Genomic DNA, 20,391 nt, shown 5'->3' with positions numbered 1-20,391 from the left:
GCGCGTCTATTGAATGCTCGGTCGTATTCGAGCGGGCGCCCCGGTATGCTGGCGGCCCCCGATCGTGGCCGCTCCGCTGGAGCGCCACGAAATGCGTCGTGTGTATGGAGCCACAGAAGACATGGTAGCTGTTCAGGCGATTTTGCCGATCTTTGGTTTGATTGTGCTGGGCTACCTGCTGGGTGTGCGGCAATGGCTGACGGCCGAATCGGCGGCCGGGCTGGCGGCCATCACCTTCAAGCTGTTCATGCCCACGCTGCTGTTCGCCGGGATCGCCAAGGCACAGCTGGCCGACGGCCTGTCGCCCATGTTGCTGCTCGGCTACTACCTGCCGGTGCTGGTGGTGTTCACGCTGGTGAACCTGATCGCCCATCGGCGCGCCGGCACGGCCACGGCATCCGGCCTGGCGGCGGCCTTCTCGAACAACGTGCTGGTGGGGATTCCCCTGGTGACCACCCTGATGGGACCTGCAGGGCTGGTGTATGTGTTCGCTATCCTGGTGTTCCACAGCCTCACGCTGTTTTCCCTGCAGAGCGTGTACGCGGCATTGGGCGGACACGACAAGGTCGATGCCCGCTCGCTGCTGAAGAACCTGGCGAACCCGATGATCATCGGTCTGTTGCTGGGGGCATTGCTCAACGTCTCGGGGCTCGAAGTGCCCGCGACGCTGTGGCGAATGATCGAGTGGCTGGCGCAGGCGGCGTTGCCGTGTGCCTTGATCGTGCTGGGTTCGGGGCTGTCGCGCTATCGCTTGCGTCCCAGTGCCCAGGCGGTGGGGCTGGCGACGGCCAAGCTGCTGGTATTCCCGGCGCTGGTGTGGTGGCTCAGCGGCCACTTGCCGGGGCTCAACGACGCGGCGCGCACCGTGCTGGTGGTGCTGGCTGCCTGTCCGAGCGGGGTGAACATCCTGCCTTTCGCCAAAACGCCTGAGGACATCCGCAGCGTCAGTTCGGCGATCTTTCTTTCTACCGTACTGGCGGCGCTGACACTGCCGCTGTGGATGCTCGTGCTGGGCTGATCATTCAGCCGATACGCTGGGCAAGGGTACGCTCTGCACCACCTTCGGCGACGCGGATGCGCTGCTGGCCCGGGGTACGCTCGGAACCGCCCTCGGCGACGCGAATGCGTTGTTGGCCGGGAGTACGCTCGGAACCGCCTTCAGCGACACGGATGCGTTGCTGACCTGGGGTACGCTCGGAACCGCCTTCGGCGACGCGGATGCGTTGTTGGCCAGGGGTGCGCTCCGAACCACCTTCAGAGACGCGGATACGGCGGTCGATCTGGGCGTCGTTTTCAGCGGTGCGCAGGCGCTGTTCCAGGGTGCGTTCGGCACCACCTTCAGCAACGTGACGGTCCTGCGGCAGGACGTCTTGCTGGCTGTCCTGGACTTCGCCAAGAATCGGCATCGGGCCCTGGCTGGGCAGTGCGAAGGCGCTGGTGGTGAACAGGCCGAGTAGCAGGCTGATCGCGATTGTCTGTTTCATGATGGTTCCTCCTAAGAGATTGCGAGTGGGTATGGGAGGCAATGGTAGGGACTTGACCGCGAATAAGAAGTTGACTGGCTCGATAGTATCCATCGACACCGGTAATGGTTGATTTTGCAGCTCTAGGACGGTGCTTTCAGCGAGCCATGGTCTAGGCTTCAGGGCGCTGTGCGTCGTGTTCGAGGGGCGTTGGAAAACCCTTCGGCGACGTCGAAATCGAAGAATTGGGAGAGGCGCACCCGATCATCGGCTGGTGTCGGTTGCCTCGTTTCGCTGTGTGTTCACCACGGATGATTCGCCATGTCGACGACTGCTGGACCGCGTTACCCTCTGGTGCTGGTGCCGGGTCTGCTCGGCTTCGTTCGCCTGCTGGGATACCCCTATTGGTACGGCATCGTGTCGGCCTTGCGCCGGCAGGGCGCCACGGTCTTTCCCGTGCTGGTGTCTTCAGTCAATTCCACCGAGGTGCGCGGCGAGCAATTGCTGGCGCACATCGCGCGCGTCCGCGAGCAGAGCGGCGCCGCCAAGGTGCACCTGATCGGCCACAGCCAGGGCGCGCTGACCGCCCGCTACGCGGCGGCGCTACGCCCAGAGTGGGTGGCCTCGGTCACCTCGGTGGCGGGCCCCAACCACGGCTCCGAGCTGGCGGACTACCTGGCACGCCGGGCGCCCCATGGCAGCCTGCGCGAGCGCCTGTTGTCGGCGCTGCTGCGCGGGGTGGCGCGCTGCATGGCCTGGCTGGAAACCGGCGACAAGGGGCCTGCCCTGCCGATGGATGTCGCCGCGGCCCAGCAGTCGCTGACCTGCGAGGGCGTGGCCGCTTTCAACGTGCGTTATCCACAGGGCCTGCCGGATACCTGGGGCGGGCAGGGCGCCGCCGAGGTCAATGGCGTGCGCTACTACTCCTGGTCCGGCACCTTGCAACCGGGGGTGACCAACCGCGGTGGCAATCGCCTGGATGGCCCGAACCTGGCCTGTCGCCTGTTTGCCCGTACCTTCCGCCGCGAAGCCGGGCATTGCGACGGCATGGTCGGGCGCTACAGCTCGCACCTCGGCACGGTGATCGGCGACGACTACCCCCTCGATCACTTCGACATCGTCAACCAGACCTTCGGCCTCGTGGGCAAAGGGGTCAGGCCGGTCGAGCTGTTTCTCGAACATGCCCGGCGCCTGCGCGAGGCCGGCCTGTAGATTCCGTCTTAGGAGCGATGCCCGACGCGCCGGCGAATCCGTACCATTGCCGCCACGGTTCGCCAACGACAAGGACACGACCATGAGACACCTCGCCAGGGCCCTGCGGACCACCGTGCTGGTTCTGCTGTTGGGCATCGCCGGGTTCATCGCCCTCAACTGGGCGCCCGACCTTCCGGTGGAGGAACTGGCCGAGCGCTGGGCGCCTGCGCCGTCGCAGTTCGTCACGGTCGACGGCATGCAGGTGCACCTGCGTGACGAGGGGCGCCGTGACGACCCGGTGCCGCTGCTGTTGCTGCACGGCACCTCGGCCAGCCTGCACACCTGGGAAGGCTGGGTCGCCGCGCTGAAGGCGGAGCGCCGGGTTATCAGCCTGGATTTGCCCGGCTTTGGCCTGACCGGCCCGTTCCCCGATGGCGACTACCGCCTGGCGCACTACAGTCGCTTCCTCGCGCAGGTGCTCGATCAGGTGCAGGTGCCGCGTGTGGTGGTGGCCGGTAACAGTTTCGGCGGCCAGCTGGCCTGGCGCTTCGCCCTCGACCAGCCGCAACGGGTCGAGCGGCTGGTGCTGGTGGACGCCGCGGGCTATCCGCGCAACGCCACGTCGGTGCCCATCGGCTTCCGCCTGGCGCAGGTGCCGGGGCTGGCGCCGCTGATGGCCAACCTGCTGCCGCGCTCGATGATCGACTCCAGTGTGCGCAACGTCTATGGCGACCCGGACAAGGTGGACGAGGCGCTGGTCGACCGCTACTACGACCTGACCCGGCGCGCGGGCAACCGCCAGGCGCTGCGCCAGCGTTTCGTCCAGGCGCCCTCTGGCGAAGACCATGCACGCATCGCCGAGCTGAAGGTGCCGACGCTGATTCTCTGGGGCGGCCAGGATCGCCTGATTCCGCCGGACAACGCCGAGCGTTTCCAGCGTGATATCGCCGGCAGCCGCCTGGTGCTCTTCGATGACCTGGGGCATGTGCCGCAGGAAGAAGACCCGCTGCGCACCGTCGCGGCACTGCGGCAGTTTCTGGCCAACTGACGGTCAGCATGAAGGGAAAACGCTAATGACGGCGTTTTAAATCGGCCGACATTCAGCGTGGCAAAGGTGCGCAAGTTTTTGCGCATTTGCCTTTATTTGGTGCTTTTAGCCACATAAATAGCGATTTTCTGTTGCGGCCGTTGTGTGGCCTGGCGCAGAGTTTTCCCTGTCACAGCGACCGATAGGGAGATTGGAATGTCTGGAAAACCAGCTGCTCGCCTAAGCGATCCCACCGCGTGTCCACTGCCGGGGCATGGAACGAACCCCATTGCAGCCGGCTCGCCCAATGTGTTCTTCGACAGTCTGCCGGCCGCGCGCCAGGGCGACCCCACGGCCTGCGGTTCTGCCCTGGCCGGCAATGTCATTCCCACTGTGCTGATCAATGGCATGCCGGCCACCGTCCTTGGGACGGTGGGCAGCCACGGCAACGTGGTGGTCGGCGGGTCGGGCACCGTGCTCATCGGCAATTCCGGTGGTGCATCGGTATCGCCGGTGGCGGCCCTGGTCACGCCCAAGCTGTGCCTGCCGTGCCTGCTGGCCGCCGCCAAACGCAACCAGACCTTCGTGCCACTGGAAAGCCTGGGCGGTGGCCGATGACCCAGCCGCTGCAACGTTTCTCACTGACCCCCAGCGACCCGACGCTCACCCTCTACGCACTGGTCGACGGCGCCCGCTACCTGACCCTGGACAAGCGCCTGGAGAACGCCAGCGACGCCTTCCGCTTCCAGTGGCTGCTCGAAGGTGGCGAACTGGACGGCATCCGCCATGGCGGCCCGGCGCTGGTCGAATTTCCCCAGGCCGCGCTGCCCCATGATTTTCTCAGCTGGCTCACCGAACGCGACCGGCGCGACCCGATGGTGTCCTGGCTGTGGAGCAGCGAGTCGTTCAGCACCCTCGCCGCGCACTACACGCAGTTGTTGTTCACCCGCCTGCCCGATGGCCGGCGCTCGCTGTTTCGCTATTACAACCCGACGGTGCGGCGCAGCCTGGACCTGGTGCTGACGGGCGAGCAACAGGCGGCGCTGATGCAGCCGGTGCACGAGTGGCTGGTCTGGCAACCGCTGCAAGGCAGCTACCTGAGTTACACCAGGAAGTCGCAGGAGGCGACGCATGCTTGAGTTGAGCGAAGAGCAGGTATTGCAGCTGGAAGAGATTCGCCAGGACGAAATCATCGAGCGCCTGCTGCTGGAACTGCGCACGGAAAACCCCACCTGGCTCGAACAGAAGGGCCTGTGGCCGGCTATGCAGATGCTCCGCGACCTGCGCGAAGAAGCTCGGGCGCTGGGCATTCGTGATCCGGATGTTACCGAGCGCTTCATGCGCCACGGCCTGGCCTATACGGATTTCCACCAGCAGCCGGTGTTCATCGATTTCATGAAACGCCCGGTCGATGACAGCCCCGAGCAGCGCTTTCAGGATTACGAAAGCATCGTCGAATTCAACACCCTGATGCGGGACTGGAAGGCCTACGAGGCCACGCAGGAGGCACGATGAGCGGATTGTTGCAGGCGGGGCCTGTGGTGACTGGCCCGTTGGGCGGGGTTCGTGTCGGACCCCGTATCGGCCCCCGGGGCCCGTTCGACGCGCCAGCACCGCTCCCCGGGCCGCGTTTTCCCACCCCGGCGCCTCGTCCAGGGCCGCGCCCGGCACCGCCTCGGGCTCCAGAACCGGCGGCACCACCCGCACCGCGCCCGGTCACCCGACCGGCACCCCAGGCGGTACCCCGCCCGCGGACGGTCCCGCGCACCCGCGAGGCGGAGCGCGACTGCACCAGTGCTGACAGAGACTGCGTAGAGTGCCCGCCGGAACAAGGATCGATGGCCGCTGCCAACGCGGGCAAGGGCCACAGCATGTCCGACTTGTCAGCCCAGTATCAGCAGTGGGTCACCAACTTTCCGTTTCCCTATGAGTGGCTGTGGAGTGCGACCTGGTGGGATGGTTTCGACGAGTCCCGCTGTACGTTGCTGGAAGCCAAGGCCAATTACGCGTTCATGTTCATTCCGTTGGTGGGCATACCGCGTCCCTGGGCCAACGTCGAAAAGGAATTGATCGTACCGGCGGTAAACCATGCCAGGAAAGCTCAGCCGGCTCCGCCGGTTTCGGTCGAATGGCATTTCCTGCAGCGGGTCGTGTACGAGTATTGCGCTGAGCAGTACGCCGAGCTTGGCTTGACCAACCTCAAGGCGTTCTGGAACCCGATGCCCGGTCACTCGGAGCACGACGACTACCAGCAGCATCGAGACGAAGAAAAGCGCCTGATGGAAGAGGATATGAAGAATAATCCCGAGCGTTGGGCTTGAGTTGGAGAAAGGAATGGCCGTTCCATTCAGAAAGTTTTCGTTTGTATTGCGCTTCGATCAATCTCGCATCGTGGCGGTGCCGCACAGTGTCCAGCTGGAGCGACTGAGCGCTTTTCTGCTGGGGCTGGGAGAAATCCACCCGCTGTTGAAGAACTGGTACCGTCAGGGCGGTTCGAAGAGCGAGGCGCTCAGCAAGCCCGTGGTTGGCGATGTGCAGCAGTTGCAAGGTGAAGCGCAGGACAACCTCGATGCCGAGGTGCCGAGCTGGCTCCGGGTATCGCTGTGGAATGGGCAGGATGATCCCTTCGCGGGCGGCCTGGCACTCCATTACAGCGCCCATGACCAGGGCACCATGTCGTGCATGCGCTTCGAGGATGGTGGGGCGTTGATTGCGGCCTTCGACGACGTCCGGCAGGTGGTGCTGCGCATCCTGCAATTGGCCGTGAGCCTGTGGCCCGAGATCGATTGGGCGGTGTTCGCGCCCCGAGAGCACTACTTGCGCAGCAAGGTCTTCAAGGATCGCCAGACCATCGGCTGGATCGGTTTCTGTCCTCATCCGCTCAAGGCCGAGGATTACCCGGAAGCCGACGAACTGATCGAACTGCCGGAGCGCGGTACGCTGGTGGTCAGTTGCCCGGCGGCGATGAATGAGCAGTCTTCGGCAGATGTACAGCGGGTAGGCAGCCTCGATATCCGGTTGTTGGACAAGGGCCTCCTGCCGTTTTTCGTTTCCTGACACACGCGTGGCGGTAGCCCGTGCTACCGGCTCGCGCATTCCGACACGGTGCTCCTCAATGGGCGTTGAATTCGTAGGGTTCGAACTGTTCTTCCGGTTCGACCCGGTGCGCATCGCGGCAGTGTCCAGGCAGGAGCAACTGCAACGCAGCCTGCGTTTTTTCGAGCGTATGGCGGTGGCGAGCCCGCTGCTCGCCAATTGGTACCGCGGCGGTGGCTCGATTGCCGATGGGCTGCGTTTCAATGTGATGGAGAACCCCCAGTACCTCCAGGACGAAGCGGACCAGTGGGCTGATCAGGAAGATCCCCAGCGTGTGAAGTACGTGCTGTGGAATGGCGAGCCGGACATTTTCAAGGGCGGGCTCTCGCTCTCGTACGACGCCATGACCCGCCATGCGTCATCCGGCATGCGTATTGAAGACATCGGTGGTTTGCTGCGGGTGCTGCCGGACCCTACGGCAACCATCAAGGCCGTGATGCTGGCGGCGGTGGAACTCTGGCCGGAAATCACCTGGGCGGTGGCGGTGCCCCAGGACCACTACCTGTTCCGGCGCGTGTTCAAGGACCGACAGAGCATCGGCTGGATCGGCTTTTGCCCGCACAGTTTGAGCGCCGCCGATCTACCGGATGCTGAGGCCGTGCTCGCGATTCCGCAGCGCGGCACGCTGGTGGTGACCTGCCCCGGGGTGATGAACGACCAGGATCGTACCCACGTGCAGCGCGTCGCTGACACCGATATCCGGTTGCTGGAGCGGGGCTACCTGCCGTTGTTCGCCGGGTAGTGGAGGCGGCGCCTGGTCCGCGCCGCGCACCTGGATCGCTCAAAGCCGTTCGATCAACGCCCTGGCCGTGGCCTCGGAAGAGGCAGGGTTCTGGCCGGTGATCAGCAGGCCATCGATCTCGACATGGCTCATCCAGTCATCAGCGCTGGTGTAATGACCGCCGTTGGCGGTGAGCATGTCTTCGACCAGGAATGGCACCACGTCGTTGAGCTGCACCGCGGTTTCTTCGCTGTTGCTGAAGCCGGTCACCCGCTTGCCGCTGACGACGGGCTTGCCGTCGTTGCCCTTGGGATGGCGCAACACCGCCGGGGCGTGGCACACCGCGGCCACTGGCTTGCCCTGTTCCAGGAAGCGCTCGATCAGGGCGATGGACAGCGTGTCCTCGGCCAGGTCCCAGAGCGGCCCATGGCCGCCGGGGTAGAACAGGGCGTCGTAGTCGCTGGCATCGATCTCGCTCAGGGGCACGGTGGTGGCGAGTGCGCGCTGGGTCGCCGAGTCGTCGTTGAAGCGGCGGGTGGCTTCGGTCTGGGATTCTTCGGCGGTGCTCTTGGGGTCGATGGGCGGCTGGCCGCCCTGGGGTGAGGCCAGGGTCAGGCGGGCGCCGGCATCCTTGAACACGTAGTAGGGCGCGGCAAATTCCTCCAGCCAGAAGCCGGTCTTGAGTCCGGTATCGCCCAGCTGTTCGTGGGACGTGAGCACCATCAGGATCTTCATGGGTTCCTCCTCTCCTGGCCCGGTGGCCAATCGGTGGTCGCTAAGGTAGTGACCGCCGTCGGTGTCGATAATTCGACCGGGCAGGGCATGGCAGGTGGCCACGCCCTGAACGTGCTCTTCTGTCGAGTGCCAGCTACGCTCATTGGCACAACCCATGAGGATGCCAAGGACGCGCACGCGCCTGGCGGAGGCTGGACACCGTGGACCAGGCACGAGCGAACACCCCCATCATCACTTGTCTTTCCACCTTGCTGGCGCTGGGCCTGGGCCTGTTCAGCACGGCGTCGTCGGCGACCGGGCTGCGGGCCGACATGGTCGACGAAGCCGGCCAGCCGCTGGCCAATGCCGTCCTCACGCTGCGCGGCCCGCTGGACGCCGAACCGGCCAGCAGCAAGGCCATCATGGACCAGCGTGCCCAGCAGTTCGTGCCCAATGTCCTGGCCGTGCGCACCGGCACCGCGGTGTCCTTCCCCAACAGCGATGACATCCGTCACCACGTGTATTCCTTTTCCCCGGCCAAGCGCTTCGAGCTGCGCCTGTACCAGGGCACGCCCAGCGAGCCGGTGGTGTTCGACAAACCGGGCCTAGTGGTGCTGGGGTGCAACATCCATGACTGGATGGTGGGGTACGTCTACGTCACCGACGATCCGTGGTTCGCGGTGAGCGATGAGCAGGGGCGGATCGCCTTCGACGGCCTGCCTGCCGGGCGCTACGCCGTGAGCCTGTGGCACCCCAACGTACCGGGCATGCTGCCCCAGGCCGGGGCGGAGCTGCAGGTGGGCGCCGAGGTCGGCACCCAGCGCTACCAGCTGGCGCTGCAGACCCCGGCGACACCCGCACCGAGTGGTCCGCCGCCCAGCAGCTTCGGCGATGCGTTCAGGAAAGCCACACGCGATGCTGCGCAGTAGTTTCCAGGCGCGGATCGCCAGTGTCCTGACGCTTCTGCTGCTGGTGGTCGTGGGTTCGCTGTACATCGCCGTGCAGGCCGCCACCGGCGTGGCGGTGCGCACCCAGGCCAGCGAACAACTGCAGGTCGGCACCCAGGTGTTCGAGCAATTGCTCGACCTGCGCGGGCGGCAATTGCACGATGCAGTGCAGGTGCTGGCCGCCGATTTCGGCTTCAAGGACGCCGTGGCCAGTGGCGATGCGGCGACCATCCAGTCGGCCATGGCCAACCACGGCGCGCGAATCAGCGCCAGCGTGGTGATGATGCTGGACCTGGACGGCAACTTGATGCTGTCCACCGACAGCCGGCTCGACGAATTCACGGCCGCCAGCCTGGGCGCCCAGACCCTGCAGCGTCAGAACGAGGGGGTGCAGACCTTCCTCATGCCCCTGGCGGACAAGGTCTACCTGCTGGTGCAGTCGGTGATCGCGGCGCCGCTGCCCATCGCCCGAGTGATGATGGGCTTCGAGGTGGACGAGCGTTTTGCCCGCGAACTGCATGAGCTCACGCACCTGGAGTTGACCCTGGTGGCACGCCAGAAGGGGTTGCCGGAGGTGTGGATCAGCACCTTGCCGGTGTCCAGCCACGATGCCCTGCGCCAGGACCTCGGTGCACCGGATCAGGAAGGGGTGATGCAGCTCGGGCAGGCCCTGTACCTGGGGCAGCACCTGCTGCTCGCCAGCGGGCCGGATTTCGAGATGCAGGCATTGCTGCACCGCTCCCTGGCCCAGGCCCAGCAGGCCTTCGTGCCGCTGGAACGACACATTCTGCTGATCGCCCTGGCAGCCCTGGTGGCTTCGCTGGTGGGGGCGCTATTGCTGGCGCGCAGTATTTCCCAGCCGGTGCGGCAATTGGCGGAAGGGGCTGCGCGGGTAGGCCAGGGCAATTACCAGGAGTCCCTGGAGTTGGCCCGGGGTGACGAGCTGGGGCGCCTGTCCCGGGCGCTGCAGGCCATGCAGCTGGGGATCGCCGAGCGCGAGCAGCAACTGGCGCACAACGCCCTGCATGACCCGCTCACCGGCCTGCCCAACCGTTCATTGGCCCTGGAACGGCTGGGCAGCGCCATCACCGCACGGCGCCCCACGGCGCTGCTGTACCTGGGTATTGGCAACTTCCGTTCGGTCAACGAGAGCTGCGGGCCGGGCGGTGGCGACCTGGCCCTGCAGCAGCTCAGTCGTCGCCTGCAGGTCATTCTGCGGCCGGGCGACAGCCTGGCGCGGATCATCGGCGACGAATTTCTCCTGCTGCTGGAGAACACCGACAGCGACAGCGCGGTGGCGATCGCCGACAGGGTGCAGCAGATGCTGATCAAGCCGCTGCGGGTCGGCACCCTGGACATCGCGCTGGACTGCCGCATCGGCATCGCCGCCTACCCGGACGATGGCGACCTGCCCGAAGACCTGCTGCGCCGGGCCAGTATCGCCATGCAGGACGCTGCCCAACTGCCAGGGCGTCTGCAGATTTACCAGCGGGGCCGGGATGACGACCAGCAGCGCCAGGTCCGGCTGATCCGCGACTTGCGCCGTGCCGCGGACAACGGCGAGTTGCTGCTGCATTACCAGCCCAAGCTGGACATCGCGGCGGGGCATATCGGCCAGGCCGAGGCGCTGCTGCGCTGGCAGCATCCGCACCTGGGCATGGTCTCGCCCGGGGAGTTCATCCCGCTGGCCGAGCGCACCGGCAGCATCCAGCAACTGACTGCCTGGGTCATCGAGGAATGCGTGCGCCAGTTGCAGGAGTGGGCGCGGCGCGGCCTGCAGGTGCAGTTGTCGTTGAACATCTCCACGGCCGACCTGGTGGATGCCGAGTTGCCTGGGCGGGTATGCCAGCTGTTGCAGCAGTACCAGGTGCCGGCGGAACAACTGGTGTTCGAGATCACCGAGAGCGGCATGATGCTCGACCCCGAGGCGGCGCTGCGGGTCCTGCACGGTCTGCGTGATTGCGGCATCAGCCTGTCGGTGGACGATTTCGGCACCGGTTACTCGTCCCTGGCCCAGCTCAAGCGCATGCCGGTCCAGGAACTGAAGATCGACCAGTCCTTCATCCGCGAGCTGGACGACCTCAGCGAAGACTCCGTGATCGTGCGCTCGACCATCGAAATGAGCCACAGCCTGGGCCTCAAGGTGGTGGCCGAGGGGGTCGAACTCGACAGCAGCCTGCGCCTGCTGCGGCACTGGCGTTGCGACACCGCCCAGGGCTACCTGATCAGCCGACCGCTGTCGGCGGCGGCCTTCGAGGCCTGGGTCGCCAACCCCTTGACACCTTCCCTCTCGATGGTGCATTGAGCCTATGCGATACGTGCCTTCCCTCAGCGTTGCGTTGTTCCTCCTGCTGCCTGCCTTGGCCTGGGCCGATCAGGGGCGATTGCTTGCCACGGGCGGTGCCACCAGCCTGGAGGGCGCGGCCGGTGGCGGCATCACGCCCTGGGCGGTGCTGGCCGGTTATGGCGAGCGGGGCGAATGGGGCGCCGATGTGTTCGCCACCCGGGTGGAAACCGGCGACTACCGTCTGGACGTGGCCGGGGTGGCGGCGTCCTTCGACAATCGGCTGGAGTTGTCCTACGCCCGCCAGCGCTTCGACCTGGGCAACCTGGCGCGCGACCTGAGCCTGCCGGAAAACAGCCTGAGCCAGGACGTTTTCGGGCTCAAGGTGCGGCTGTTCGGCGACCTGATCTACGACCGCTTGCCGCAGGTGTCCCTGGGGCTGCAGCACAAGCGGCAGAAGGATTTCCTCATCCCCAGCCTGGTCGGTGCCCAGCGCAGCGAAGACACCGAGGGCTACCTCACCGCCAGTCGCCTGATCCTCGGCGGGGCGTTCGGCTACAACCTGTTGATCAACGGCGGCCTGCGCTACAGCCGGGCCAACGAGCTGGGGCTGCTGGGGTTCGGTGGTGATCGCCGTGATCGCCATTCGGTGCTCAAGGAGGGCTCGGTGGCGGTGCTGCTCGACCGCGACTGGGCGGTGGGCATCGAGTACAGGGAGAAACCCGACAACCTCGGTTTCGCTGGCGAGAGAGACTGGGCGGACCTGTTCATCGGCTACTTCCCCAACAAGCACCTGGCGGTGGTGCTGGCCTATGCGCGCCTGGGGGAGATCGCCACCCTGGACAACCAGGACGGGTTCTACCTGTCCGTGCAGGGGAGCTTCTGAACATGCGCCTGATCGCCGCCGTTCTGCTCCTGAGCCTTGCCGCCTGCGCCCAGCAGCCGCCCAGGGACGACAGCCTGTACCGCGCCCTGGGGGAGCAGGCCGGGATCACCCGGATCGTGGAGGGCATGCTGATGAACATCGCCCGGGATAGGCGCATCGTCCGGCATTTCGAGAAGATCGATATCGTGCGCTTGCGCGACAAGCTGGTGGAGCAGTTCTGCGTGGAGGCCGGCGGGCCGTGCACCTACACCGGCGACAGCATGGAAGAAAGCCACAAGGGCCAGCGGCTGACGCCCAGTGATTTCAATGCGCTGGTGGAAAACCTGCAGGACGCCATGGACACCGAGGGGGTGCCGGTGCCGGCGCAGAACCGCCTGCTGGCGCGCCTGGCGCCCATGCGGGCCCAGGTCATCGACCGTTAGCGGTCAGTCCTGTTCCTGGGCCGCTTTCAGGGCCTCGTAGGCGGGCGCAGCGTAGATGCCGATCTCCACGGCCAGGGCCAGCACCCGCTCCAGGTCATTGCGGTAGACCAGCACCGCCTGCAGGGCGTCATCCAGCGGCTCACTGAAGTCGACCAGCACATAACCACCGGTTTCCGGGCTGAGGCTGCCCAGTTGCACCTGGATGCGGTTCAGCGCCTTGAGCGGCTCGACTTTCACCAGTTGCTTGGGCTTGAGCACGAAGCTCACCTGGGGCCCGAACGAGTCGACCACCTGCTGGAACAGCGCATCGTAGGAATCGGCCTGGAACAGCACGGTGTCCGGCAGGCTGCCGACCACCATCCACTCGCCCAGGGGAATGGGAAAGCTGCCGTCGTAGTTGATGTCCGGGTTGGCGGCCAGGAAGGCCTCCGGGTCGGCATAGGCCTGGGCCGCTTCGCCGGCGATCCGGGTGATGTCTTCCGGCAGCATGCAGCCCGAGCTGATTTTGCCGATCAATTCTTCGAGCTGGGCGTGCATGGCGAGGTCCTGTAGGGGAGGGGAATGGCGCGAAGGATAAAGGCCCGCAGGCGGATTGTCGCCTGAATTGAACAGGGGAGGCCTACAGGCTCGCTTCGGCCAGGGTGGCGCTGCGCGGTATCCGCGTGGCATCCCAGTGCGTGGTCGCCCAGGCCAACAGCTCATGGGGGCGGGCGTCGTCCAGTTCGGGCGGCACCACCTGGCCCAGTGCGCGCAGGGCGCGTACCAGCAGGGGCGCGGCCTGGTCGGTCGGCAGGGGCGGCGAGCGGTAGGATTTGCCGAGCTTGTTGCCATCGGGCTGGATGATCAGCGGCACGTGCAGGTAGCGCGGCTGGGGCAGGCCCAGCAGTTCCTGCAGGTAAAGCTGGCGCGGCGTGGAATCGAGCAGGTCGGCGCCGCGCACAACGTCGGTTATGCCTTGCCAGGCATCGTCCAGAACCACGGCCAGTTGGTAGGCGTAGAAGCCGTCGCGGCGCTGGATGATGAAGTCGCCCACCTCGCGCCCCAAGTGCTGCTGGTAGTCGCCCTGCACGCGGTCGGTGAAGCGGTAGGTCAGCTCCGGCACGCGAATGCGGATGGCGGCATCCTGGGCGGGGTTGCCGGCGTTGCGGCACAGGCCCGGGTAGATGCCCTGGTAGCCCTCCAGTTGCTTGCGCGAGCAGGTGCAGGCGTAGGCCAGGCCCTGGCTGAACAGGCGGTCGACCACGGCCTGGTACCCGGCATGGCGGTCGCTCTGGCGCACCAGCTCGCCGTCCCATTCGAAACCGTAGCTTTCCAGGGTCTGCAGGATGGCCGTCTGGGCGCCGGCGACTTCCCGTGGTGGGTCCAGGTCTTCCATGCGCAGCAGCCAGCGGCCGCCCACCGCGCGGGCGTCGAGGTAGGAAGCCAGGGCGGCGACCAGGGAGCCGAAATGCAGGTAGCCGCTTGGGGTCGGTGCGAAGCGGCCTGTGTAGGCGGGCGCGTTCATGCTGGAGGGTCGTGTCGTGCGGAGGGCAGAAACAACACGGGGCGCCTCAGCGCCCCGTTGTCAGATCAGGAACCGATCTGCTTTTCCTTGATTTCCGCCAGCGTCTTGCAGTCGATGCACAAGGTCGCGGTCGGGCGGGCTTCCAGTCGGCGGATGCCGATCTCGACGCCGCAGGAGTCGCACCAGCCGTAATCGTTGTCTTCGATCAGCTGCAGGGTTTCGTCGATCTTCTTGATCAGCTTGCGCTCGCGGTCGCGGGCGCGCAGTTCGAGGCTGAATTCCTCTTCCTGGCTGGCACGGTCGGCCGGGTCCGGGAAGTTGGCTGCTTCGTCCTGCATGTGGTGAACGGTACGATCGACTTCCTGCATCAGCTCAAGTTTCCACTTGTTGAGGATGCCGGTGAAGTGGGCGCGCATCTCATCGCTCATGTACTCCTCGCCCTTGCTCTCTTGATAGGGTTCGAAGCCACGAATCAGTTGACTGCTCTTTGCTTTTGCTTTGGTGGGCATGGATGACCGCCTCTCACTCTCTCTAGTCCACTGCGCAGGATAATTTCCATTGCCATTAACAAAACGGCCCTGCGACTGCAAGCGGGCGAACTTACCAGATCAACTCAAGCCGCGCCACTCCCGGTTGTCGAGGTTGCTGCCGTTTCGGCAGAGGCTTGGTTAGAATCCGCGCCTCCACCTTCTACAAGGCAGCTCCATGGCACAGTCCTACAGTGCGCGCAGCCGCGCCATCGAACCGTTTCACGTCATGGCATTGCTCGCCCGGGCCAACCAGTTGCAGGCCGATGGGTTCGATGTCATCCACCTCGAGATAGGCGAGCCGGACTTCACCACTGCCGCGCCAATCGTCGCTGCGGGCCAGGCGGCACTGGCCGCCGGTCATACCCGCTACACCGCTGCCCGTGGGCTGCCGGCCCTGCGCGAGGCCATTGCCGGCTTCTACGCGCAGCGTTATCGATTGAGCATAGACCCGGATAGGATTCTGATTACGCCAGGAGGTTCAGGTGCTTTGCTGCTGGCCAGCAGCCTGCTGGTCGACCCCGGCAAACACTGGCTGCTGGCGGACCCCGGCTACCCCTGCAACCGCCACTTCCTGCGCCTGGTCGAAGGCGCGGCGCAGCTGGTGCCGGTGGGCCCCGAGGTGCGCTATCAACTGACCCCTGACCTGGTGGCGCGGCACTGGGACCAAGACAGCGTCGGCGCCCTGGTGGCCTCGCCGGCCAACCCGACCGGCACGCTGCTGGGACGTGACGAACTGGCGGACCTGTCCCAGGCGCTCAAGGACAGGGGCGGTCACCTGGTGGTCGATGAGATCTACCACGGCCTGACCTACGGCGTGGACGCAGCCAGCGTGCTGGAAGTGGACGACGACGCCTTCGTGCTCAACAGCTTTTCCAAGTATTTCGGCATGACCGGCTGGCGCCTCGGCTGGCTGGTGGCGCCTGAGGCTGCGGTGGCCGACCTGGAGAAACTGGCGCAGAACCTCTATATCAGTGCGCCGAGCATGGCCCAGCACGCGGCCCTGGCCTGCTTCGAGGCGCCGACCCTGGAGATTCTCGAGACGCGGCGCCATGCCTTCCAGGCGCGCCGGGATTTCCTCCTGCCGGCGCTGCGCGAGCTGGGCTTCAGGATCGCGGTGGAGCCTGAGGGTGCCTTCTATCTATATGCGGATATCAGCGCCTTAGGTGGCGATGCGTTCACCTTCTGCCAGCACTTCCTGGAAACCGAGCACGTGGCGTTCACGCCGGGGCTGGATTTTGGCCGCCACCAGGCGACCCAGCACGTGCGTTTCGCTTACACCCAGGACTTGCCGCGCCTGCAGGAAGCGGTCGAGCGCATCGCCCGCGGCCTGAAGACCTGGAGGCCGGATGCGCTTTGATCCACCGCTCGAACAGGCCGTCCTGCTGCGCCGCTACAAGCGGTTCCTGGCGGATATCGAAACGGCGTCCGGCGAGCGATTGACCATCCATTGCCCGAACACCGGCTCGATGCTCAATTGCATGAGCGAAGGCGCGCGGGTGTGGTTCAGCCGCTCCAGTGACCCCAAGCGCAAGCTGCCGGGCACCTGGGAGATCGGCGAAACGCCCCACGGGCGGCTGGCGGTGATCAACACCGGGCGCGCCAATGCGCTGGTCGAAGAGGCCCTGCGTGCCGGGTTGATCACCGAGCTGGCGGGGTTCACCGCGCTCAAGCGCGAGGTGCCTTACGGTCAGGAGCGCAGCCGGGTGGACTTCTGCCTGGAGTACCCGTCGGGCACCGCGTTCGTCGAAGTGAAAAGCGTGACCCTGGGGTTTGCCGACAGCCCGGTGGCGGCGTTTCCCGATGCCCGCACCGAGCGTGGCGCCAAACACCTGCGAGAGCTGGCCAGCCTGGCCCGAGCCGGCGTGCGTGCTGTGCAGCTGTATTGCGTGAACCTGAGCGACATCGAGGCGGTGCGCCCGGCGGTGGAGATCGACCCCGCGTATGGTGCCGCCTTGCGGGAAGCGGTCGATGCTGGTGTCGAGGTGTTGGCTTACGGGGCCGAGGTCAGCGCTGACGAAGTGCGCCTGGTGCGGCGGCTTGCGGTGCACCTGTAACTACGGCGTCACCCAGATACCGTCAGCGGTTTCGGTGCAGGGCAGGGCCGTGAGTGACTGGCCTGCGCACGGGCCGGCCACGCATTCGCCGGATTCGATCAAGAACAGCGCTCCGTGGGTGGCGCACTGAATCAGGCTGGCGCTGGCGTCGAGAAACTGGTCCGCCTGCCATTCCAGGGGGATACCCCGGTGCGGGCAGCGGTTGCGGTAGACGAACACCTGGCCGTCCTTGCGGACGGCGAACAGGGTCTCGCTGTCGGTCTTGAAGCCCAGGCTGCGGCCTTCGGCCAGCTCTTCCGGTGCACATAGACGAATCATTGGTTTCTCCATGCCTGAGCCGTGGATTATCCCGCAGGGCATGGCGAAGCGATAGGAGGGCGCGTCCTTGTGCCAAGTGGAACTCAGATTTCCCAGATCAGGTTGATCGCCGCATGGCGGCCTGGCTGGGTGTAGCGGCCGAGGCTCTGGCTGTTTTCGGTGAGGCTGCGCACGTCGCCCCATTGCCAGTATTGCTTGTCGCCCAGGTTGAACAGGCCGGCGTTGACCGAAACTTCTTCGGTAACCTGCCAGTAACCGGTCAGGTCGAGGATACCGTAGCCCGAAGGCTCGTACTGGTTGGGGATTTGCGCCTGATCCACGCGGTCCTTGGCTGCCACCAGGGTCCAGGCCAGCTCGCCGCCGAACTTGCCGGTCGGGGCGTCATAACCGAGACCGAACACCGCTTTCATCGGGTCGATGCTGTTGATCGGCTCGCCGCTGGCTTCGTCCTTGCCGCGGGCATAGGCGATGGCACTGCGCAGGCGGGTGCCGTTAGGCAGTCCGAAGTGGTTGAGGAACAGCTCGCCCCGGGCTTCCGCGCCGCGAATGGTTACACGATCGAGGTTCTGGTACTGGAAGGTCATGCGACCAGCCCCGGTGGGGTCGCTGGCCAGGGTGACCTGCTCGATGAAGTCGTCGTAGCGGTTGTAGAACAGCGCCAGACCGAAGCTGCCGACCTCGTATTGGCCGCGCAGGCCCAGCTCGTAACTGTCGCTGGTTTCGGCCTTCAGATTCGGGTTGGCGATGGTCTGGTAGCCCCGGGCGAAGTTGATGAATTCGCCGAAGATATCCACCGCGTTCGGAGCCCGAAAACCGGCCGCGTACTGACCGTAGACGCTGTGGGCGTCATCGACCTGGTAGGTGACGCCGAGTTTTGGCGAAACGGCGTGGTCGCTGTAGTTCGACGGTGAACGGTTAACCGGCTGGCTGTTCAGGTATTCGGGGGTAACGTCCGGTTCGAGCTTGTAATGGTCGTAACGCAGCCCCGGCAGCAGGGTCCAGCGACCAATGCTGATGCTGTCCTGGGCGAACAGGGCGTATTCGGTGGTGGTCGGGTCCGGGAAGTCGCTCAGCGGGAAGATTTCATCGCCAGGGACGGCAGGAGCCGGCAGGCCGGTAGCGATGACGATTTCGCGTCCACGGCGCAGGTCGCTGTTTTCCAGGCGCTTCACGTCGAAGCCGTAGATCAGGTGGTGCGCAGCCTCACCGGTGGCGAACGCCTTGTCGAACTTGGCGTTGAGCGCCCAGAGCTTCTCCTGGTAGTTGGAGTCCCGGGTGCGGTTGCGGAATCCGCCACCGGCGAAGCGGGTTTGCTGGGTCTGCTGGCGAATCTGGCTGTCCTGGTAGCTGAGCTGCCAGTCGACATGGTCGGCGAGCAGGCTGCCCAGTTCGAACGTGTGCTGCAGGCTGATGCGTTCGCGGTCGGTGCTGTCCGTGGCGCTCGAGGTGCGCACGGCGGCAGTGGTGCTGTGCTCGCTGAGCACCTGGGTGTCGGCGTCATCGGCGTAGCGTTCGTAGGTCAGCTGCAGGCGGTCGCTGCCGTTGTAATTCCAGCCCGCTTTGGCCAGCAGGTTGTCGGCGCTGTAGTCCTGCGGGTTGGCTTCCTCGCGGGAGGCGCCGATGCCGCTGCGACCGCCGTAGGTGTCCAGCGCCTGGCCGTCGCGGCGGCCAATGTGCAGCAGGCCGTCGACCGTTCCAAGGCGGCCGGCGAAGGTCGCGCTGCGCTGCCAGCTGTCGTCGGCACCGTCATACCCCGTCTTGAAACGCGCGTAGGCGTCATCACCTTCTTCGAGGTAGTCCGCGGCGTCCTTGGTCAGGAAGCTCACGGCACCGCCGATGGCGTCGCTGCCGTACAGCGAGCTGGCCGGGCCGCGGATGATTTCCACCTGCTTGAGGGTGTCGACATCGACGTAGTTGCGGCGTGCGTCCAGGAACGGGCCGAAGGTGAAGGCGTCGGGCATCGACACGCCATCGACCTGGGTCAGCACGCGGTTGCCGCCGATGCCGCGAATGGTGAAGCCAGACAGGCCGAAGCGGCTGCCAGTGCCGCTCACCGAAACGCCTGGCTCGTAGCGCACCAGGTCACGGATGTTCTTCACGTTCTTCTGGTCGATGTCGCGTTCGGTCTGTACCGATACGGTGCTGGGCACCTGGTCCAGGGTCTGCTCGCTGCGGGTGGCCGTTACCGTGACGGTATCGAACTGGGTGGCCGCCTTGTCGGCAGCCATGGCGAGGGAGGGCGATAGCAACAGCAAGGCCAGCCAGGGACGGCGGGCGAAGGGCGGACGGCGCAGCATGGCGGTACTCCTGAATGGGTGCTCGCGACACGGATCGGCCTGCTCTGCGGCGGGCGCAACCTGGTTGCGCGGCGTCCAGCCTGTCGTCATCGGAAAGGGTGGAGGCGGCGGGTGTGAAGCGGTCACCGGGGTTGGCATCGGCGGCGAACATAACCAGCTTGACATTCAAATGCAAATAATTATCAAATGAATTCGTATTCAAGAGGTCTAAGGCGCGATGCTGCGTTTGCCGTTCTACCTGATGCTCTCCGTGGCGCTGCACGCAGGTGTAGGCTGGCTGCTGCGCGAGTTTCAGGTGTCGCCTGGCAAACCGCTGACGCCTGCCGAAGTGACCATGATCAGCCTGGCGCCGCTGCCGGCAGCGCCTGCTGCACCGGCCGTTGCGGCGGTACCTGTCGCGCCGCCTCGCCAGAGTGAGCCGCCGGCGCCGGCCAAGGTCGTGCCGCCACCCGCCAAGAGCCCCACGTCCGTTGTCGAAAGGCGCCCGGAACCCAAACCGGTGGTTGCCAAGGCGCCACCGCGCCCGGAGCCGGAGCGCCCGAGCGTGGCCAAGCCCTTGGCCTCGTCACCGGTCTCGCACGAGAACGTTCGTGCCCAGGCCGTGACGCCCAGCGCGCTTCCCTCTGCGCCGCCGAAAGAAGTGCTCAGCACCAAACCCCGTTTCCTCGCGCCGCCATCACCACCGCGTTACCCCTCGCAGGCCCGTCGCCGTAACCAGGAGGGTGTGGTGTTGCTGGAAGTGCGCCTGGATGAGCTGGGGCGCCAGCTCGAACGTACGTTGCTGCGTTCATCGGGCGTAGAAAGCCTCGACCTGGCCGCGCTCGACGCCGTTTCCCGTTGGCAGTTTCACCCAGAAACCGTGGATGGGCGGGCCGTGCCCAGCCGAATCCAGATACCCGTGCAGTTCGCCTTGAAGGCGGGCCGTTGATTCCTG

The 20,391-nt window shown here is 65.7% G+C and carries 23 protein-coding genes; 16 read left to right on the top strand and 7 right to left on the bottom strand.

All coding sequences use genetic code 11. The features are described from left to right. Nucleotides 1-121 precede the first annotated feature (121 nt). Nucleotides 122-1,018 (top strand): AEC family transporter, encoded by an 897-nt coding sequence (locus N5C28_RS21740; RefSeq protein WP_279825427.1) that lies wholly within the window; start codon nucleotides 122-124, stop codon nucleotides 1,016-1,018. A 4-nt stretch (nucleotides 1,019-1,022) separates the two neighbouring features. Here the strand turns inward: N5C28_RS21740 and N5C28_RS21735 are convergent, their stop codons facing one another. Further along, nucleotides 1,023-1,484 carry a hypothetical protein gene (locus tag N5C28_RS21735; protein ID WP_279825426.1) on the bottom strand — a complete coding sequence of 154 codons (462 nt, stop codon included), beginning with the start codon at nucleotides 1,482-1,484 and terminating at the stop codon, nucleotides 1,023-1,025. A gap of 300 nt (nucleotides 1,485-1,784) precedes the next feature. Here N5C28_RS21735 and N5C28_RS21730 point away from each other — a divergent pair, with 300 nt between their 5' ends. The 8 genes from N5C28_RS21730 (at nucleotide 1,785) to N5C28_RS21695 (ending at nucleotide 7,522) form a co-directional block, all read left to right on the top strand. Beyond that, complete coding sequence (locus N5C28_RS21730; protein ID WP_279825425.1) at nucleotides 1,785-2,675, top strand: triacylglycerol lipase; 891 nt, start codon at nucleotides 1,785-1,787, stop codon at nucleotides 2,673-2,675. An 82-nt stretch (nucleotides 2,676-2,757) separates the two neighbouring features. After that, nucleotides 2,758-3,705, top strand: a complete 948-nt coding sequence (locus tag N5C28_RS21725; RefSeq protein ID WP_279825424.1) for an alpha/beta fold hydrolase — start codon at nucleotides 2,758-2,760, stop codon at nucleotides 3,703-3,705. A 144-nt stretch (nucleotides 3,706-3,849) separates the two neighbouring features. Next, nucleotides 3,850-4,302 (top strand): PAAR domain-containing protein, encoded by a 453-nt coding sequence (locus N5C28_RS21720; protein ID WP_347881275.1) that lies wholly within the window; start codon nucleotides 3,850-3,852, stop codon nucleotides 4,300-4,302. Further along, nucleotides 4,299-4,823, top strand: a complete 525-nt coding sequence (locus N5C28_RS21715; protein ID WP_279825422.1) for a DUF4123 domain-containing protein — start codon at nucleotides 4,299-4,301, stop codon at nucleotides 4,821-4,823. The genes N5C28_RS21720 and N5C28_RS21715 overlap by 4 nt, the downstream gene beginning before the upstream one ends. Continuing rightward, entirely contained in the window at nucleotides 4,816-5,199 is a 384-nt protein-coding gene (locus tag N5C28_RS21710; protein ID WP_279825421.1) for a hypothetical protein, read from the top strand. The genes N5C28_RS21715 and N5C28_RS21710 overlap by 8 nt, the downstream gene beginning before the upstream one ends. Before the next feature lie 323 nt (nucleotides 5,200-5,522). Then, the gene (locus N5C28_RS21705) at nucleotides 5,523-6,005 is read left to right on the top strand and encodes a Tox-REase-5 domain-containing protein (RefSeq protein ID WP_279825420.1); all 483 of its coding nucleotides are present in this window, start codon (nucleotides 5,523-5,525) and stop codon (nucleotides 6,003-6,005) included. A gap of 13 nt (nucleotides 6,006-6,018) precedes the next feature. Next, entirely contained in the window at nucleotides 6,019-6,741 is a 723-nt protein-coding gene (locus tag N5C28_RS21700; RefSeq protein ID WP_279825418.1) for an Imm52 family immunity protein, read from the top strand. Nucleotides 6,742-6,799: 58 nt separating this feature from the next. Continuing rightward, entirely contained in the window at nucleotides 6,800-7,522 is a 723-nt protein-coding gene (locus N5C28_RS21695; protein WP_279825417.1) for an Imm52 family immunity protein, read from the top strand. A 39-nt stretch (nucleotides 7,523-7,561) separates the two neighbouring features. Here the strand turns inward: N5C28_RS21695 and N5C28_RS21690 are convergent, their stop codons facing one another. After that, nucleotides 7,562-8,236: a type 1 glutamine amidotransferase domain-containing protein gene (locus N5C28_RS21690; protein ID WP_279825416.1), complete on the bottom strand. Its 675-nt coding sequence runs from the start codon at nucleotides 8,234-8,236 to the stop codon at nucleotides 7,562-7,564. Between the two features lie 269 nt (nucleotides 8,237-8,505). On the opposite strand from N5C28_RS21690, the gene N5C28_RS21685 reads away from it, so the two are divergent. Genes N5C28_RS21685 through N5C28_RS21670 form a run of 4 tightly spaced genes read left to right on the top strand, consistent with a single transcriptional unit; the run spans nucleotide 8,506 to nucleotide 12,754 of the window. Then, entirely contained in the window at nucleotides 8,506-9,144 is a 639-nt protein-coding gene (locus N5C28_RS21685; protein WP_279825481.1) for a methylamine utilization protein, read from the top strand. Then, nucleotides 9,131-11,467, top strand: coding sequence for a sensor domain-containing phosphodiesterase (locus tag N5C28_RS21680; RefSeq protein WP_279825415.1), 2,337 nt, complete (start codon nucleotides 9,131-9,133; stop codon nucleotides 11,465-11,467). Before N5C28_RS21685 ends, N5C28_RS21680 begins: the two co-directional genes overlap by 14 nt. Nucleotides 11,468-11,471: 4 nt before the next feature. Then, nucleotides 11,472-12,332 (top strand): DUF3034 family protein, encoded by an 861-nt coding sequence (locus N5C28_RS21675; protein ID WP_279825414.1) that lies wholly within the window; start codon nucleotides 11,472-11,474, stop codon nucleotides 12,330-12,332. 2 nt (nucleotides 12,333-12,334) lie between these two features. Next, nucleotides 12,335-12,754, top strand: a complete 420-nt coding sequence (locus N5C28_RS21670) for a group 1 truncated hemoglobin (RefSeq protein ID WP_279825413.1) — start codon at nucleotides 12,335-12,337, stop codon at nucleotides 12,752-12,754. 3 nt (nucleotides 12,755-12,757) lie between these two features. Here the strand turns inward: N5C28_RS21670 and N5C28_RS21665 are convergent, their stop codons facing one another. The 3 genes from N5C28_RS21665 to dksA form a co-directional block, all read right to left on the bottom strand. After that, a complete protein-coding gene (locus N5C28_RS21665) occupies nucleotides 12,758-13,291 on the bottom strand; it encodes a hypothetical protein (protein WP_279825412.1) in 534 nt (177 codons plus the stop codon). Between the two features lie 82 nt (nucleotides 13,292-13,373). Continuing rightward, nucleotides 13,374-14,258, bottom strand: coding sequence for a tRNA glutamyl-Q(34) synthetase GluQRS (gluQRS, locus tag N5C28_RS21660; protein ID WP_279825411.1), 885 nt, complete (start codon nucleotides 14,256-14,258; stop codon nucleotides 13,374-13,376). Between the two features lie 65 nt (nucleotides 14,259-14,323). Further along, on the bottom strand, nucleotides 14,324-14,767 hold the full coding sequence (dksA, locus tag N5C28_RS21655) for an RNA polymerase-binding protein DksA (RefSeq protein ID WP_279825410.1): 444 nt from the start codon (nucleotides 14,765-14,767) through the stop codon (nucleotides 14,324-14,326). Nucleotides 14,768-14,963: 196 nt separating this feature from the next. On the opposite strand from dksA, the gene N5C28_RS21650 reads away from it, so the two are divergent. Next, complete coding sequence (locus tag N5C28_RS21650) at nucleotides 14,964-16,145, top strand: pyridoxal phosphate-dependent aminotransferase (protein ID WP_279825409.1); 1,182 nt, start codon at nucleotides 14,964-14,966, stop codon at nucleotides 16,143-16,145. Next, nucleotides 16,135-16,842: a DNA/RNA nuclease SfsA gene (gene sfsA, locus N5C28_RS21645; protein WP_279825407.1), complete on the top strand. Its 708-nt coding sequence runs from the start codon at nucleotides 16,135-16,137 to the stop codon at nucleotides 16,840-16,842. The genes N5C28_RS21650 and sfsA overlap by 11 nt, the downstream gene beginning before the upstream one ends. On the opposite strand, the gene N5C28_RS21640 is transcribed toward sfsA, so the two are convergent. Next, nucleotides 16,843-17,160 carry a Rieske (2Fe-2S) protein gene (locus N5C28_RS21640; RefSeq protein ID WP_279825406.1) on the bottom strand — a complete coding sequence of 106 codons (318 nt, stop codon included), beginning with the start codon at nucleotides 17,158-17,160 and terminating at the stop codon, nucleotides 16,843-16,845. Nucleotides 17,161-17,243: 83 nt separating this feature from the next. Next, nucleotides 17,244-19,457 carry a TonB-dependent hemoglobin/transferrin/lactoferrin family receptor gene (locus N5C28_RS21635; protein WP_279825405.1) on the bottom strand — a complete coding sequence of 738 codons (2,214 nt, stop codon included), beginning with the start codon at nucleotides 19,455-19,457 and terminating at the stop codon, nucleotides 17,244-17,246. Between the two features lie 217 nt (nucleotides 19,458-19,674). Here N5C28_RS21635 and N5C28_RS21630 point away from each other — a divergent pair, with 217 nt between their 5' ends. After that, on the top strand, nucleotides 19,675-20,385 hold the full coding sequence (locus N5C28_RS21630; protein WP_279825404.1) for an energy transducer TonB: 711 nt from the start codon (nucleotides 19,675-19,677) through the stop codon (nucleotides 20,383-20,385). Nucleotides 20,386-20,391: the final 6 nt, after the last annotated feature.

Source organism: Pseudomonas sp. GD03944 (assembly GCF_029839275.1).
Classification (GTDB): domain Bacteria; phylum Pseudomonadota; class Gammaproteobacteria; order Pseudomonadales; family Pseudomonadaceae; genus Aquipseudomonas.
The sequence above is the reverse complement of the archived record's forward strand: the minus strand, read 5'-3'. Positions and strand labels throughout refer to the sequence as shown.

Excerpts from the sequence above, each read along its gene's own strand:
- N5C28_RS21740 (WP_279825427.1), top strand. The coding sequence starts at position 122 with ATGGTAGCTGTTCAGGCGATTTTGCCGATCTTTGGTTTGATTGTGCTG.
- N5C28_RS21735 (WP_279825426.1), bottom strand. The coding sequence starts at position 1,484 with ATGAAACAGACAATCGCGATCAGCCTGCTACTCGGCCTGTTCACCACC.
- N5C28_RS21730 (WP_279825425.1), top strand. The coding sequence starts at position 1,785 with ATGTCGACGACTGCTGGACCGCGTTACCCTCTGGTGCTGGTGCCGGGT.
- N5C28_RS21725 (WP_279825424.1), top strand. The coding sequence starts at position 2,758 with ATGAGACACCTCGCCAGGGCCCTGCGGACCACCGTGCTGGTTCTGCTG.
- N5C28_RS21715 (WP_279825422.1), top strand. The coding sequence starts at position 4,299 with ATGACCCAGCCGCTGCAACGTTTCTCACTGACCCCCAGCGACCCGACG.
- N5C28_RS21710 (WP_279825421.1), top strand. The coding sequence starts at position 4,816 with ATGCTTGAGTTGAGCGAAGAGCAGGTATTGCAGCTGGAAGAGATTCGC.
- N5C28_RS21705 (WP_279825420.1), top strand. The coding sequence starts at position 5,523 with ATGGCCGCTGCCAACGCGGGCAAGGGCCACAGCATGTCCGACTTGTCA.
- N5C28_RS21700 (WP_279825418.1), top strand. The coding sequence starts at position 6,019 with ATGGCCGTTCCATTCAGAAAGTTTTCGTTTGTATTGCGCTTCGATCAA.
- N5C28_RS21695 (WP_279825417.1), top strand. The coding sequence starts at position 6,800 with ATGGGCGTTGAATTCGTAGGGTTCGAACTGTTCTTCCGGTTCGACCCG.
- N5C28_RS21690 (WP_279825416.1), bottom strand. The coding sequence starts at position 8,236 with ATGAAGATCCTGATGGTGCTCACGTCCCACGAACAGCTGGGCGATACC.
- N5C28_RS21680 (WP_279825415.1), top strand. The coding sequence starts at position 9,131 with ATGCTGCGCAGTAGTTTCCAGGCGCGGATCGCCAGTGTCCTGACGCTT.
- N5C28_RS21675 (WP_279825414.1), top strand. The coding sequence starts at position 11,472 with ATGCGATACGTGCCTTCCCTCAGCGTTGCGTTGTTCCTCCTGCTGCCT.
- N5C28_RS21670 (WP_279825413.1), top strand. The coding sequence starts at position 12,335 with ATGCGCCTGATCGCCGCCGTTCTGCTCCTGAGCCTTGCCGCCTGCGCC.
- N5C28_RS21665 (WP_279825412.1), bottom strand. The coding sequence starts at position 13,291 with ATGCACGCCCAGCTCGAAGAATTGATCGGCAAAATCAGCTCGGGCTGC.
- gluQRS (WP_279825411.1), bottom strand. The coding sequence starts at position 14,258 with ATGAACGCGCCCGCCTACACAGGCCGCTTCGCACCGACCCCAAGCGGC.
- dksA (WP_279825410.1), bottom strand. The coding sequence starts at position 14,767 with ATGCCCACCAAAGCAAAAGCAAAGAGCAGTCAACTGATTCGTGGCTTC.
- N5C28_RS21650 (WP_279825409.1), top strand. The coding sequence starts at position 14,964 with ATGGCACAGTCCTACAGTGCGCGCAGCCGCGCCATCGAACCGTTTCAC.
- sfsA (WP_279825407.1), top strand. The coding sequence starts at position 16,135 with ATGCGCTTTGATCCACCGCTCGAACAGGCCGTCCTGCTGCGCCGCTAC.
- N5C28_RS21640 (WP_279825406.1), bottom strand. The coding sequence starts at position 17,160 with ATGATTCGTCTATGTGCACCGGAAGAGCTGGCCGAAGGCCGCAGCCTG.
- N5C28_RS21635 (WP_279825405.1), bottom strand. The coding sequence starts at position 19,457 with ATGCTGCGCCGTCCGCCCTTCGCCCGCCGTCCCTGGCTGGCCTTGCTG.
- N5C28_RS21630 (WP_279825404.1), top strand. The coding sequence starts at position 19,675 with ATGCTGCGTTTGCCGTTCTACCTGATGCTCTCCGTGGCGCTGCACGCA.